This is a genomic window from Natronomonas amylolytica (assembly GCF_037031205.1).
In the GTDB taxonomy this organism is placed as follows: Archaea; Halobacteriota; Halobacteria; order Halobacteriales; family Haloarculaceae; genus Natronomonas; species Natronomonas amylolytica.
On the sequence record NZ_JAYEZM010000013.1, the window covers coordinates 1 to 13,712 of the forward strand.

Annotated in this window: 10 protein-coding genes and 1 pseudogene; 3 read left to right on the top strand and 8 right to left on the bottom strand. The window is 55.9% G+C overall.

The window, feature by feature from the left end; all coding sequences use genetic code 11:
• Together U5914_RS15725 and U5914_RS15730 are read right to left on the bottom strand one after the other, a co-directional pair.
• Positions 1-1,019 (bottom strand): amidohydrolase family protein (locus U5914_RS15725; protein WP_336136692.1); only part of this gene is annotated, 1,019 nt, incomplete at its 3' end.
• Between the two features lie 233 nt (positions 1,020-1,252).
• On the bottom strand, positions 1,253-2,329 hold the full coding sequence (locus U5914_RS15730) for an amidohydrolase family protein (RefSeq protein ID WP_336136693.1): 1,077 nt from the start codon (positions 2,327-2,329) through the stop codon (positions 1,253-1,255).
• A 148-nt stretch (positions 2,330-2,477) separates the two neighbouring features.
• Between U5914_RS15730 and U5914_RS15735 the strand changes: the two genes are divergently transcribed.
• On the top strand, positions 2,478-3,407 hold the full coding sequence (locus U5914_RS15735) for a ketopantoate reductase family protein (RefSeq protein WP_336136694.1): 930 nt from the start codon (positions 2,478-2,480) through the stop codon (positions 3,405-3,407).
• Between the two features lie 102 nt (positions 3,408-3,509).
• Here the strand turns inward: U5914_RS15735 and U5914_RS15740 are convergent, their stop codons facing one another.
• From U5914_RS15740 to U5914_RS15750, 3 genes are all read right to left on the bottom strand, one after another.
• Entirely contained in the window at positions 3,510-4,598 is a 1,089-nt protein-coding gene (locus tag U5914_RS15740) for an amidohydrolase family protein (RefSeq protein ID WP_336136695.1), read from the bottom strand.
• A 216-nt stretch (positions 4,599-4,814) separates the two neighbouring features.
• Positions 4,815-5,807: a YeiH family protein gene (locus U5914_RS15745; protein ID WP_336136696.1), complete on the bottom strand. Its 993-nt coding sequence runs from the start codon at positions 5,805-5,807 to the stop codon at positions 4,815-4,817.
• A gap of 350 nt (positions 5,808-6,157) precedes the next feature.
• Complete coding sequence (locus tag U5914_RS15750) at positions 6,158-7,693, bottom strand: lipopolysaccharide biosynthesis protein (RefSeq protein ID WP_336136697.1); 1,536 nt, start codon at positions 7,691-7,693, stop codon at positions 6,158-6,160.
• 801 nt (positions 7,694-8,494) lie between these two features.
• On the opposite strand from U5914_RS15750, the pseudogene tnpA reads away from it, so the two are divergent.
• Positions 8,495-8,790: pseudogene (gene tnpA, locus U5914_RS15755) on the top strand (IS200/IS605 family transposase); the annotation flags it as partial.
• 305 nt (positions 8,791-9,095) lie between these two features.
• On the opposite strand, the gene U5914_RS15760 reads toward tnpA, so the two are convergent.
• Positions 9,096-9,845 (bottom strand): DUF7260 family protein, encoded by a 750-nt coding sequence (locus U5914_RS15760; RefSeq protein WP_418766785.1) that lies wholly within the window; start codon positions 9,843-9,845, stop codon positions 9,096-9,098.
• 535 nt (positions 9,846-10,380) lie between these two features.
• Here U5914_RS15760 and U5914_RS15765 point away from each other — a divergent pair.
• Entirely contained in the window at positions 10,381-11,628 is a 1,248-nt protein-coding gene (locus U5914_RS15765) for an MFS transporter (RefSeq protein ID WP_336136699.1), read from the top strand.
• Between the two features lie 346 nt (positions 11,629-11,974).
• Here the strand turns inward: U5914_RS15765 and U5914_RS15770 are convergent, their stop codons facing one another.
• Together U5914_RS15770 and U5914_RS15775 are read right to left on the bottom strand one after the other, a co-directional pair.
• Complete coding sequence (locus tag U5914_RS15770; RefSeq protein ID WP_336136700.1) at positions 11,975-13,417, bottom strand: NAD(P)(+) transhydrogenase (Re/Si-specific) subunit beta; 1,443 nt, start codon at positions 13,415-13,417, stop codon at positions 11,975-11,977.
• Entirely contained in the window at positions 13,414-13,701 is a 288-nt protein-coding gene (locus U5914_RS15775) for an NAD(P) transhydrogenase subunit alpha part 2 (RefSeq protein WP_336136701.1), read from the bottom strand. The genes U5914_RS15770 and U5914_RS15775 overlap by 4 nt, the downstream gene beginning before the upstream one ends.
• Positions 13,702-13,712: the final 11 nt, after the last annotated feature.

Consider the following 13,712-nt stretch of genomic DNA (forward strand, 5'->3'; position numbering starts at 1 on the left):
GTGAAGGTTTGCTGGAGGTGTTGGCCGAGTTCGTCGGGATGGTCGAAGTCCCAGTGGGGGTAATCAGAAGCGAACATCACCGACTCTGTCCCGAGGATATCGATCATCTCCGGCATCTGGGTAGGATCGTTGGGTTCGCCGAGCGGTTGGCTGGCAAAGTAGAACTGATCACGGATGTACTCTTCAGGACTCTTCTCAAGGAGTGGTGCTTCACTCCGCCGGATCGAGTATTCCTTGTTGAGTCGCCACATCATATAGGGCACCCACGAGATTCCGGCCTCGAGAAACACGAAGTTGAGGTCAGGGAACTTCTCGGGGACGCCTTCGACGACGAGACTTGTCAACGCGAGCGTCTGACTCCACAGATGCGTCAGCGTGTGCACCTCCAGGAACTGTTCGAGCCCTTGGTTCTGAATCGGGAACTGGTACTGGAACGAGGTAGCGGCACCCGCATGGAATGTGATGGCGAGATCGTTCTTTTCGGCAGCCTCGTATATGACGTCATAGGAGGAGTCGCCAAGCGGCGTGTCTGGCGTCGTCGCGTAGATGAACAGACCGACAATCTGGTCTTCGTCGCCCACCCGCTCGATTTCCTCGGCGGCCGCCTCAGGATCCTGAGTGGTGATGAGTGCACAGCCGTGGAAGTCGGTCGGATCGAGGAACTTCTCGATCAGGACATCATTGTAAGCCCGCATCAGCTCGACGGCTAAATCGGTGCTGGGAAGCCGACTGATACCGGAGATAGTATTGAGAATCGGGTAGTCGATATGAAATGGTTCGACTAGTTCCGTCTCGATTTGTTCCGGATGGGTGAGTCGACGGGTGTCGATTTTGCCGCCCATCATCGGATCCCAGTCGGCGCCGGCCGATGCTGGGTAGCAGTACTCACTTAGGACCCGACTCTCGTACGGCTCTTCAAGATGAGCTGCCAGCTCCTCCGGTGCGATGGAGAGGTGGACGTCGGCGTCGACGGTAGTTGTCTCTTCAAGGATCTGCGTGGTATTAGCTTGCGGTGACATGGTTCGTCACTTACTAACAAAACTTTCTACCCGTATTATATTTGCGGTAGAGGGTCTGTACCGGGCGGGTGACAACCGATTCATTTGAACGATACACATGGCTGCGTGCATCAACCCGTTACTGGTTTCGTGTCTGACCAGCGCTCGTAAGCGAAACCCACTCTTGTGCGCCCCTTAGATTTCAGTCGTGATTCTCACGAACCCAGATACGACGAAACAAGTAGAGACAGAGGTTAGAGATCAAGTCCGAACGCTTCGATAGCGTTCTCGTGCAACAACTTATTCCGGTCTTCTTCGGAGAACGTCTTCCGGAGGTGCTGATCAACGCCGTCTGGGTGATCGAAGTCCCAGTGTGGATAGTCAGTCGCGAAGATGATTGAATCGGTCCCCACGAGTTCAATCATTTTTTGTATCATCTCGGGGTCATCCGGTTCACCAATCGGCTGTGTGCCGAAGTAGAACTGGTCGCGGACGTACTTCTCGGGACTTTTCTTCAGTAGTGGCGCTTCGCTCCGCCGAATCGAATACTCCTTGTTGAGTCTCCACATGGTGTACGGTACCCACGAGACTCCCGACTCTAGGATGGTAAAGTTGAGATCCGGGAACTTTTCAGGAACACCGTTGACGAGCAGGCTGGTCAGGGTCATCATCGCACCCCAACTGTGGAACAGCGTGTGGGCCTCGAGAAACTGCTCGAAGCCCTGATTCTGCCGCGGGAACTCGATCGCACCGCCGTTCACCGAGCCATGATAGGCGACTTGGAGGTCGTTGTCTGCAGCGGCACGATAAATAACGTCGTAGCGCTCATCACCAATCGGTGGATTCGCACCGACGGTATCGAGCAATATACCGACGACCTGATCCTCGTCGCCCACCCGCTCGATTTCCTCGGCAGCCGCCTCTGGATCCTGAGGCGCGAGCGAGATAAGGCCGAAGAAGTCCTCGTTCTCGTCGAGGAACCGGTCCAAGAGCAGGTCGTTGAAACCCCGCATCAGGGCGTTCGCGAGATCGGTCTGTTGGATCCGTGCGAGCATTGGGAGCCCATTGACGATCGGGTGATCGACGTGAAAATCCTTACAGAGTGTGTCTTCGATGTCGGCTGGCGACTCGACCCGGTCGCTCTGTATCTTACCTCCCATCTCCCGGTTCCATCCGTCGAAGGGAACTGGTGTGTAGGTTGGATTCTCGATGAAGCTCTTATATGGCTCATCGATATACGCGGCCGCCTCACTCGGTGGGATGGTGAGGTGGACGTCCCCATCAATGACGAGCGTCTCTTCTAGTGCCTTTGGTGGCTGGCTCTGTGCCATATGCTATGTGTGCTAGAAACAGTCATCAAACTTTCGCCGCTCTCGGACGTCTATTGGTACGAATTCGGTTCTTACTCGAAGGGACTGGAGTTATTCACCGGTTGTTCAGGGGATACGATTTTACCGTCCCTTTACGATACAGATGGTTATGAGAATCGCAGTCATCGGTGCAGGTGCCCTCGGCTGTCTCTTTGGTGGACGACTAGCCGCCAGCGGACACGACGTCTGGCTGCTCCATCATCGTCAGAAGTACGTTGACCGTCTCCGTGCGGATGGAATTAATCTCTTCGACGACGGAGACGGCCCTCTCGAAATTGATGTCCCTGTAACAGCCGACGCAGAGGATGTCGCCCCCGTCGACCTTGCTCTCGTGCTTGTGAAGGCCCACCAGACGTCGCATGCCATGAAGCAGCATCGAGCCTGCCTCGACGAGCGGACGCGCATACTCACACTACAGAACGGGCTCCGGAACAGGGACCGGTTGATGTCGTTTGTCGATTCGAATCGGGTTCTGGCTGGCGTCACCTACGAAGGGGCGATGATCGAAGCGCCGGGCGATGTCTATCACACAGCTGCTGGAGGTTCCATCGTTGGAGGCCCTGATCGGACGTTCGCTGAGGAAGTGGCGGCTGTGTTCGACGATGCGGGCCTCGGCGTCACGGTGGTAGACGACCCGGAGCCCGTTATTTGGGACAAACAGCTCGTCAGTCTCGCAGTCAAACCGTTCGCTGCCCTGACTCGTCTGCCGAACGACGAATTGCTGAAGCGGGACGACCTCTGGTGGGCCATGTCGTGCGTGCTGGAGGAGGCCGTCGCAGTCGGAACTGCACGCGGTGTCGACTTTCCACATGACGAACCGCAAGCAGCTGCTCTAGAACGACTCGCCAAGATTCGCAAGCGCGCGGACGGCCACCGATCAAGTATGCTACAGGATGTTGAAAGCGGCCGTCGTACCGAGATAGATGAAATTAATGGAGCTATCGTCTCGTTCGCCGAGGATTGCAGTGTTGAGGTACCGTTCAATCGGGTACTGACTGCACTTGTCCGTGGGCTGGAATACGGATACAGTGCCCGCTGATTGGTTTTTCCCGGCTACTGACTACAGATTACTGTCCGTTCACAGGCGATTTCAAAACTGAGGAATATAGAACCGAAACGAGCCCCCGAGGTCGGTTTCCGTTCAGATGTTGATGCCGAAGGCTTCGGCAGGGGTATCACCCAGAATCTGCTGGCGTTCCTCAGCGGTGAAGGTTTGCTGGAGGTGTTGGCCGAGTTCGTCGGGATGGTCGAAGTCCCAGTGGGGGTAATCAGAAGCGAACATCACCGACTCTGTCCCGAGGATATCGATCATCTCCGGCATCTGGGTAGGATCGTTGGGTTCGCCGAGCGGTTGGCTGGCAAAGTAGAACTGATCACGGATGTACTCTTCAGGACTCTTTTCCAAGAGGGGAGCCTCGCTCCGCCGGATCGAGTATTCCTTGTTGAGTCGCCACATCATATAGGGCACCCACGAGATTCCGGCCTCGAGAAACACGAAGTTGAGGTCAGGGAACTTCTCGGGGACGCCTTCGACGATGAGACTCGTCAACGCCAGCGTCGACTGCCACAGATGCGCCAGCGTATGAATCTCCAAGAACTGTTCGAGGCCCTGGTTTTGAATCGGGAAGTCATACTTAAAGGTGGTGGCTGCGCCGCCATGGAAGGCGATTGTGAGATCGTTCTTTTCGGCGGCCTCGTACATGACGTCATAGGAGGAGTCACCAAGCGGGGGGTTTTGGGCGAAACTCTCTACGAAGAGGCCGATGATTTGGTCTTCGTCGCCGAGACGGTCGATTTCCTCGGCGGCCGCCTCGGGGTCTTGGGGTGCGATACAGGCGAGTCCGTAGAAGTCGCTGGGATCGAGGAATTTTTCGAGGATGACGCGGTTGTTCGCGCGCATCAGTTCGACGGCGAGGTCGGTGTTGGGTGATTTGGCCGCCCCAGAGATGGTATTGAGAATCGGATAATCAACGTGGAACCCATCGACCAGATCTTCTTGTACCGTCTCCGGACTGTCGAGCGCTCGCCCTTCTATTTTTTCTCCCATATATGGATCCCAGTCACTGCCGGTTGAGGCTGGATAGCAGTATTCGCTTAGGACCCGGCTCTCGTAGGGCTCGTCCATGTGGGACGCCACCTCGTCGACCGAAATCCCCCGCGAGAGGTGGACGTCAGCATCGACGATAGTCGTCTCTTCCAGTACGTTCGCACCGCTAATTTGCTGTGACATCTTCTAGCATGGGGTGGATTCTGGAGCACAATTATCATTGGGGTTCCAGAATTATGTGCCGTTACTAAGCACACATCGACCACGTTTTTTGCGTGAAAGTCAGCCTCTACCTGCCCACGCGTGTCCGAAACGGCACTGTCATACACCGTGTTACTAGTTCTTTGTAACTGGTTTAACCGGGCGTAGGAGCTGTCTCTAACCGGTTCCAGCTGTCGGTCAGAACATAAACGTGACCAACAAGTAGGTTATTCCGCTTATAATTAGGAGATAGACACCGACGACCCCGATCGGAAGCAGGCCAGCTTCACGCATCTCTCCCAATCGAATCTCGAACCCTAGTCCGGCGAAAGCAACTAGGAACAGTACATTTGAGGCCACCCCGATCGAGTCGAGGACAGTCGCGGAGAGTACGCCCGTGTTCGCGACTGCCGCGAGTGCGATAAAGCCGACGAGGAATTTCGGAAAGTCCGTCCAGAGCCGTTTCATTGAATGTGATGATTCCGTGTCGTCTTGATTTGTGTACCAGACCGAGAAGCCCAGAACAACAACCCCGATTAGTGCGTTCCGAGCGAGTTTCGTCATCGTCGCCCATTCACCTGCCGCCGCTGAATGAGCGAACCCGGCAGCGGCGACAGGTCCTGTAGAGAACATCGAAAGCCCGATCCAGATCCCGTAGAAGCGGGCCCCAAGGTCGAGAGAGCCTCCGACGATGGGGAAGGCGACCAGCGTGACCGCATCGAAAAGAAGAATCGTCGCGGCTGCATGCGCGATTTGGTGTTCACGAGCTTCACAGACCGGTGCTACCGCCGCAACAGCCGAGATGCCACAGATGCTCGATCCTGCCGCTAGAAGTGAGCCGGTTCGCTCGTCCAAATTAACGAGACGAGAAATGACAATGACCAACACGACCCCGAAGACAACCACGAAAAGAACGAGTGCCACGACCACGGGGCCCGCAGCGACGATAGAGTCCAAAGAGAGACTGGCACCTAAGAGGACGATTGCTGTCTCTAGAAAGAGCGAATGTTTCTCTATGCCCGGCTTCGCCCAGTTTGGGAGACCAGCCACATTGGCGATGACAGCTCCCAGCGCGACGGCGAGGATGAGCGGCGTCAAAAACGGGATAGCTGACCCGAGGAGTCGTGCGGCGGCAGCAACGACAGCGAGTAAGCCGAGGCCCGGGATGACTTTCCATATACCCGTTTTCATAGAGTGTAAACGAAGGTTCCAGCAATGATTACTGCTGCCAGCAGACAGGCCTGCCAGCCTCGTTCGAACGACCCGAAGTACGCTAGCAAATCGGACATCGGTTTAATACACCACAACCCTCACTATTTATATCATAGATAGGGGAATTCTATGCCGATAGCATAACTTTACTTTGCTCAGGGTATTTTGTCAGTTAAGGTGTTCTTCCCTAGTAGGCCCTTCTCCATTTACAAGGGAGTTCCAATTGGCGGAGTTCGAAATGCCGTAAACCACGCCGACCACCTGTACCAACCTAGTTAATTTCCGACCGCTTGGAACATACAGGTTCTGGAGGTCGTGGACGTATAGGGTCAGTCGGAGCGTCGGCTGATTTTGACGGTTCCGCTGGGTCGATACTGTTCGAACAGGGTGGCGAACAATCGGTAGTCGCGGGGATCGATACCCAGCAAACAAAGCAGGGTAACGAACACTGCCACTCCCACTGCGGCTCCGACGACCAGCAGGACGACCCCCTCCAACAGGGGACGAAAAGCGACCATCGCGGCGGCCATCCCGACTGCAGCCACCACCGGCTTGAGGTACTTGCGGGTAAATGGTTGGAGATCCTCTAAGTACCATAACTGTCCGAGGCGAAGGACGTTGATGAACGCTAACGACCCTGCCGTTCCGAGAGCGGCACCGACAAGGCCGAGTCTGAGGACGAGGTAGTAGCTCAACCCGATATTCAGAATCCCCAGTCCCCAAGAGTTCACCATCCGGAGGTACTGGTGATCAGTCATCAACAGCAGCCAGCCAGTCGCACCTACCGCCGCTGCAATCACCCGTCCGATGACGAACACCGCCACCACCATCGACCCGTGGGTGAAGGCGGACCCGAACACGCCGAGTAGCTCAACCCGATATATGAGCAAAATAAGAGCTATCGGAAGTGTTACGGTGACGATCCAGCGGGTAACCGCGCTATACATTGACTGGAGAACGGCGTATTCGCCGTCGGTGTAGAGATCTGAGGCGACCGCGGGAAGTAGAGAGTTGAACGCAATCAGCGGCAGGGTAATAAACCCCGTCAGGAATAAAGCGATATTGTATATGCCGGCGGCTTCTGCTGTCAGAAGCCAGCCGATCAGAAGGACGTCAACGCGGCTGCGAAGCACCAACCCCACTCGCGAGGCTGCACTCGGGACAGCGTGGTTGTAGAACTCCCAAGACTCCCCGAGTGTCGGCTGGCCGGCACGGAGATCGGTCTGTTGGAGGATCAGTCCGAAGGAAAGGGCCGCCAGCACAGTCGTCGTCAAGGTGATTGCACCCACGATACCAAACACTGAATAGCCGAGGACGAATGCGACCAAAACTGCGACAAGGCGGGCCGCCGGAATTCCCACCCGTAACAGCAGTGTCTGGTACTCAACGAGTTCGAGGGTTCGAAAGATATTGGCGAACAGTCGGATGAATGTAAACGCCGGCAGCATCAGCGCGAACAGCCGAATAACGCCGACAAAGGAGGGGTGTTCGAGGGTAACTGTGTTGATTATCGGCGCCAGCACGAACATTCCGGCTGCAATGAGGCCACTGACGACTCCCGCGGTTACGTAGGCGATGCCAATGATGTGGTTCCGCCGGGTAGAATCGTCGTACTCTGGGAGGAACCGGACGACTGACTGGTCGGAACCGAGTGGAGAGAATCGAGAGAGGAGGCGGATGATACGATCGCCCAACGAATAGACGCCGAACAGTGCTACGGGAAGACCTTGGGTGAGCGCAAAGTTCACTATGAACTGGAGCATCCGTTGTGTGAACACGCCGCCACCGTTGACGACGGCACCGTGGGTAACCGACTCAAGGGAGTCGAAGACGATTTCGTCGGTGTCGTCCGATGGCTCAGCCACTAAATATCACCTGCCGCCACTGGGACTGCCAGCACTTGGAGAGACTGCTGCTAGCGGGGAATTAATTCTATTGGTTCCAAGTTAGCTTGACTGCAGGTTGGTAACAAAAATACACATTTCTAAGTTGATTGTTCGGAGACGAACCGAATTCCTTAGGACTGGGCAGCAAACTCAAGTCGACGAACCAACACTAACAATGGAGTGATTGTTACAAATTGGCCGCCAATTGACTCACTGAAACAATAATTATTTGTGAGTGCTATACTCTAGCAAGAACTGGTGAACCTATGAGCTCTAAGCCATCCCCTGTCAACTCATCAGCAGTCAGTTGCTTCTCGGAATGCCCATATTTCGAAAGTGTTGAGGGATCATGCAGCCACGAGTTCGATCAAATGCTTATTCAACAATTTCTCGATAATCCCGATACGAGTTGTCCGGTGTATGCCGAATGGCGGGCAGAGCAGATGGCTGCGCTCGCCCGTCGACTTGAATCGGAGTGGTAGCTATTCCTGAAGCCTCCGCTCCGAAGTAATGACGAATATTATGGACGGTGTTACCCTCCGTCAGGTCTGTCCCCTACGGATGTGAAAACGTCCCCTCTACTATAGCCGGTAGCGAGGCGAAATCCCACCGTTAACGGATGGAATAATCTAACTGAGAATCTTCCCCGCTCATAGCCATAGTGGGGTTGGATGTTTGCGTAACATCTTTACGGGGAAATCTCTGTCTCTATTGAACCCTTTTGCCGTCATGTAGCTTTGTGTAGCTACGTATTTCTCTTTCTTCAGCTACGAATGGGCCGGAGAGGTACGCGACTGACTTGAGGAACTCATTGAGGACAAAGCCAACGAACTCGGGTTAGAGATACTGGAGTTGGCGATACACCTAATCACGTTCACTTGTTTATAACAGGCGACTTGACGCTCGCTCCTAACAAGGTAATGCAACAGATTAATAGATACTCTTTGCGCCAACTCAGCGAGGGGTTCGACTTCAACCTGTCCTCGCTGTGGACGCATTCGTACTTCGTCTCTAGCACAGGGGCCGTGTCCAGCGAGATTATCGAGGGGCACACCGCCACACAAACTGGTGAGTAGCCATGTAACGGAACGTCTTAACCACATTACGGACAAACTCCACCCGCTGACCAACGGAATATCGATCTGCTTGTGCGTGGGAAGGTGTCAGTACCTCAGTAAGAATTGCCGTCCCATCGTTGATGTCGGATCGATAGTTCTGTGGAGGCCCCGACAGCTGTCAGCAAAACCCTACAGCTGAACAGGGTGATTGTCTCACCACAACCGGTATCATCGATCGCCACCCAATCTGCTTGTAGAACCCGTAACGCTAGGAATTCCACGGCACCACGACATCGAAGTTGATGAGACGGCAGTCGAGATTACTACGGCAGACTATCCGATTGGAGATGGTTACCAGTTCGGAGCGTTTCAATTTTCTTGGCGATGGCGGCGACCACCCAAAGGATAGGGTGCCGAGAGCCAGTTTCTTCGTAGAGATATTCAGTAAATACGTCGATGTCGCTGTCAATGCTTGGCCGCAGTTGCTTGTCGATGAACTGCTGTCGGTCAACAAGAAGCTGCTGGCATCGTTCCTCCAGTTCTTCGAGCGTCGACCACGCCTCGATGCGCTGCTCTATCGGCATGCCGGAGTCCGTCGGCGGGCGTACCGATGTTAGCTGTGACTCGATAGCCTGGATTCGTTCCTTGGCTTCCCGAAGGTGTTCGCACTCATCATCAAGGGTTGCTGCGTAGCGACGGTTCTGCTCGACTCGATCGCCGGTCGTGACCAGCAGGTTCCGTCTCGTTAGCGGACGTAGCCCGCCACCCGAGGACAGTTTCTCGGCGAGGTTTGTGCCGAATTCCGCCTGCAGGCTCTCATCAATAGTTTCACCGTACTCCTTGTCGTAGTTTGGGGTGTCCATCACAGTCTCCTCGTAGCGCCGACGGAGCGTCTCGACCCGCGTTCTATTTCGCTCACTTTCAGCACCGGCTGTCGCTTGCGCTGTCGACGTGGTTGAGAGTCTAACCGCCTTTAGGAATGATTTCCACGCACGGCATTCCTGCCGAGCCAGCGATCGCTCTTCCTCAAGGCTTTCTATCGCTTGTTGTAATCGTTTGACATTATCTTTCATCTGCCAATCTGCTCGTGACCCCCTCAATTGTTCAGTTGTCTGTGTTGGTACTTAACACTACCCACTAACAAAACCAACTTCGTCAATTACGGCACCCGAAAACTCAGACCGAAGTAGTGCAGCGATACCCATTGTGCGGGTTCAGTCGGAGGAATGGTCCAGTATAACCCTCCTGAAACGGGGTTGTTCGTTCAACTCTTTGGGGCGGCTGTTGTTGGCGTTTAGAACGAGCAATGTGGCGAACTATGGCGCCGTCATTCGCCGCTTAGACGTTCACCAGAAGCAACTCGCTTCCCGACTGTAAGTGCCCCGCAGGATTCGATTCGACGACTCGTTGCCAGAAAAGCAGACCAGCGAGCCATCGCTGCGATGGTGGAGTGACCTCCAGATTGACGACTTTTATTTCAAATAGAACCACTTTTGGAAGTAATTCGTGTAGTTGAGAATCGTGGGCAATCTCATGAGCACCACCAGCTACCGGTTGCCCTCACCGTTACCGATGACTCTATTATCGACAGCGGAGAAGCGACCGGTAGTGGACCTTGTCGAACGGCTGTTCGGAGCCAATGCCGGCATGGTCAGCGACCGCGATTTCCGGCTGTTGCTCGCAGCGAGCGCTACCGGCGCGCTTGGCACCGCGCTCGTCTCACCAATTCTCGACTCGCTGACCGGTCCATTCGGCGTCTCGCCGTCAGTCATTGGCCTGATGGTGACGGCCGTTTCGGCACCTGCGGTTGTTCTTATTCCGGTTCTCGGATACGTTACGGACCGACTTGGTCGGAAGCCAGTCATAGTCGGCGGTCTGCTGTGTTTCGGAACTGGTGGTGTCGCTATCGCTTTCACGACTGACTTCCGATTGGTTCTTTCCCTGCGAGTCCTGCAGGGAATCGGCTTTTCGGGCATCATCCCGGTAATTATCACGGTACTCGGCGACCGCTATGCCGATAACGACGAAGCAACAGCCCAAGGCCTCCGCTTTGCGACCAGTGGCGTCTCACAGGCAGTTTTTCCAGCTATAGCCGGCATCGTCATTGCCTTCACTTGGCAGTTCCCGTTTTTGCTTTACGGGTTGGCGATCCCCGTCGCGGTCGCGGTCGCCGTCACGCTCGAAGATGTCCCCGGGCGAACGAACAGACTTAACGCACTTTCGGATAGCGGCTACCTCGGCAGACTCCGCCGGCTGGCGATGCGACGAAAAGTCCTCGCTTACGTGCTGGCTCGTGGCATCGTCGTCCTCCCCTTCGTCGCGTTTCTCACCTACAACTCTATCATCGTGGTCTCATTGCAGGACGGAACGGTTCGGCTGGCTGGTCTCTATGTCGCGCTGTTTAGCGTCGTCTACGCGATGGCCGCCACGCAGGTTGGGCGCGTCGTCAGCACCTTCGACCGGACCGCCGTCCCACTCATAACTGCGAATCTCCTGCTCGGAGGTGGCCTTGTTGCCTTTGCAATGGCTGGCTCGTCGTCGACTGCCCTCACCGCCGTCTTTATGATGGGCATCGGAGTCGGCTTTGCTCTCTCTCTTTACCGGACAATTATCACTGGGCTGGCTCCACGAGAACTCCGTGGCGGACTGGTCAGCCTCACCGAGTCGTTCGGCCGACTTATTGGGACTTTGACACCGTTGGCTATTGGTTTCGTTCTTTCCCGTTTCGAACCGGCAATCGGCTTTGATGTCGCCCTCAGAGGCGTCGTCATTGTTGCCGGCTTGCTCTCAGTGGTGGTCGGTACCGCGAGCGTGTTGGTCGCTCGCGTCTCTGCGGTGCCAACGCAGACGACCTGAACAACAGGTGATGGTCTTCGATTCAAACTATACCGTCAGGGCGCGACGACGTAATAGAGATACCGATTTAACGCCGCCTCTAACATTGTATAACAGTTGTGTAGAATGTTGGGTCGAGGAGCATAATCTAGCTGGATGAATAAAGGAGGTCTCCAGTGAACTGACAGAGTGCGTTTGATTTCACTGTGCCATGGTGCGCTTGGTGTTATAAATACACACATCAGAACGATTTTACGAAGTTCGCCGTACCACGCTTGGGCACTTAATTGTCGAGGATATCTACTTCAATGACCTCACTAGGTATCCACTCGTGTTCTGATTACCTTCCTCTTAATATGACCGGAATTCAAGAGGAAGATTCCTTGTAGTGGTTGACTAGCTCCTGCATGGACTCTTTGGCATCGCCGAACAGCATACTGGTGTCCTCGTCAGCGAACAGCGGGTTCGTGATGCCCGAGAATCCGGGGCTGAGGCTGCGCTTGTTGACGATGACCGAGCGCGCGTCGGTGACGTTCAGGACTGGCATGCCAGCGATGGGACTGGAGTCGTCCTCGTTGGCGCGGGGGTTCACCACGTCGTTGGCACCCGTCACGATGACCACATCCGTTTCGGAGAACGTCGGATTGACCGCTTCGAGTTCCCGCATTTTGTCGTAGGACACGTCAGCCTCGGCCAGTAGCGCGTTCATGTGGCCGGGCATTCGTCCAGCGACGGGGTGGATGCCGAACTCGACGTCGACGCCGTTTTCGCCGAGCAGGTCGGCCAACTCGGCGACGGCGTGCTGTGCCTGAGCGACAGCCATCCCGTAGCCCGGCACGATAACCACGCGGTCAGCCACGTCCAGCAGCATCTCCACCTCTTCAGGGGATGTTTCGGTAATGTTCCCCTCATAGATATCGTCCATATCCTCGCCGCCGCTGGCGTCCTCGCCGAATCCACCGAAGAGGACGTTCGTCAACGACCGGTTCATCGACTCGCACATGATGACCGTCAGAATCATCCCCGAGGCCCCGACGAGCGTCCCAGCGATGATCAACACCGTATTGTTCAGGACGAAGCCGGTCGTTGCGGCTGCTAATCCGGAATAGGAGTTCAGGAGTGCGATGACGACTGGCATGTCAGCCCCGCCGATGGGGATGACCAGAAGCACGCCGAGGACCGATGCCGCCGCAACCAGCGCCCAGTAGGAAGGAACCCAGTTTGCCGTCGGCACTGAACCGAACAGTTCCGGCTGAACGACGAGTACGAGGCCGCTGAAAACGGCCCCCAGCAGGAAGAGGACTTTGACGACGTGCTCGCCAGTATACCGGATGGCACCGCCGATTATCCCGTGTAGTTTTCCCGCGGCGACGAGGCTTCCCCAGAAGGTGACGGCCCCGATGATGCCGGCTATCGCTGCGGCAGCGGTCACGTCGACAGGGAGCGTCCTAGTTCCGTTGAATAGTTGGGTCAGTTCAGCGCCAGCAACTAGTGCCGAGGCACCGCCGCCGAATCCGTTGAACACCCCGACCAGTTGTGGCATCTCCGTCGTCTCGACGGTTAGTGCCAACCACGTCCCGATGACGGCGCCGACGAGTAGTCCGCCGAACAGGACCAGCGGTGACAGGATATCGAACCACAGGACCGTGATGCCGACGGCTAGGGCCATCCCCGCCGCGGAGGTGGCGTTTCCACGCGTCGCCGTTCGGGGATGGGTCATATCACGCAGTCCCTGAATGAACATCACCCCGGCCACGAGATACGCGAGCGATAGCACCCACTCCGGGAAGCCCCCGAGGACGGCACTCATCGGTCCGATCCTCCCGTGCTGAACTGGTCGAGCATCAGGTGACTGACGAGGTAGCCGCCAACGACGTTTACCGTCGCCATCACGACCGCCAGAAAGCCGAGGACGGTCGCGAGCGAGTCCGAGCCCGACCCGGCGACAACGACCGACCCGATCAGTGTGATACCCGAGATGGCGTTGGCGCCGGACATCAGCGGCGTATGGAGGTTCGTCGGAATCTTGGTGATGATCTCATAGCCGACGAACGCCGCGAGGACGAACAACGTCAGGTTCCCGACGAGTGTCATCGCGTCACCCC

Coding starts and splice junctions, on each gene's coding strand:
- U5914_RS15735 (WP_336136694.1), top strand. CDS start 2,478: ATGAGAATCGCAGTCATCGGTGCAGGTGCCCTCGGCTGTCTCTTTGGT.
- U5914_RS15770 (WP_336136700.1), bottom strand. CDS start 13,417: ATGAGTGCCGTCCTCGGGGGCTTCCCGGAGTGGGTGCTATCGCTCGCG.
- U5914_RS15745 (WP_336136696.1), bottom strand. CDS start 5,807: ATGAAAACGGGTATATGGAAAGTCATCCCGGGCCTCGGCTTACTCGCT.
- U5914_RS15740 (WP_336136695.1), bottom strand. CDS start 4,598: ATGTCACAGCAAATTAGCGGTGCGAACGTACTGGAAGAGACGACTATC.
- U5914_RS15775 (WP_336136701.1), bottom strand. CDS start 13,701: ATGACACTCGTCGGGAACCTGACGTTGTTCGTCCTCGCGGCGTTCGTC.
- U5914_RS15730 (WP_336136693.1), bottom strand. CDS start 2,329: ATGGCACAGAGCCAGCCACCAAAGGCACTAGAAGAGACGCTCGTCATT.
- U5914_RS15760 (WP_418766785.1), bottom strand. CDS start 9,845: ATGAAAGATAATGTCAAACGATTACAACAAGCGATAGAAAGCCTTGAG.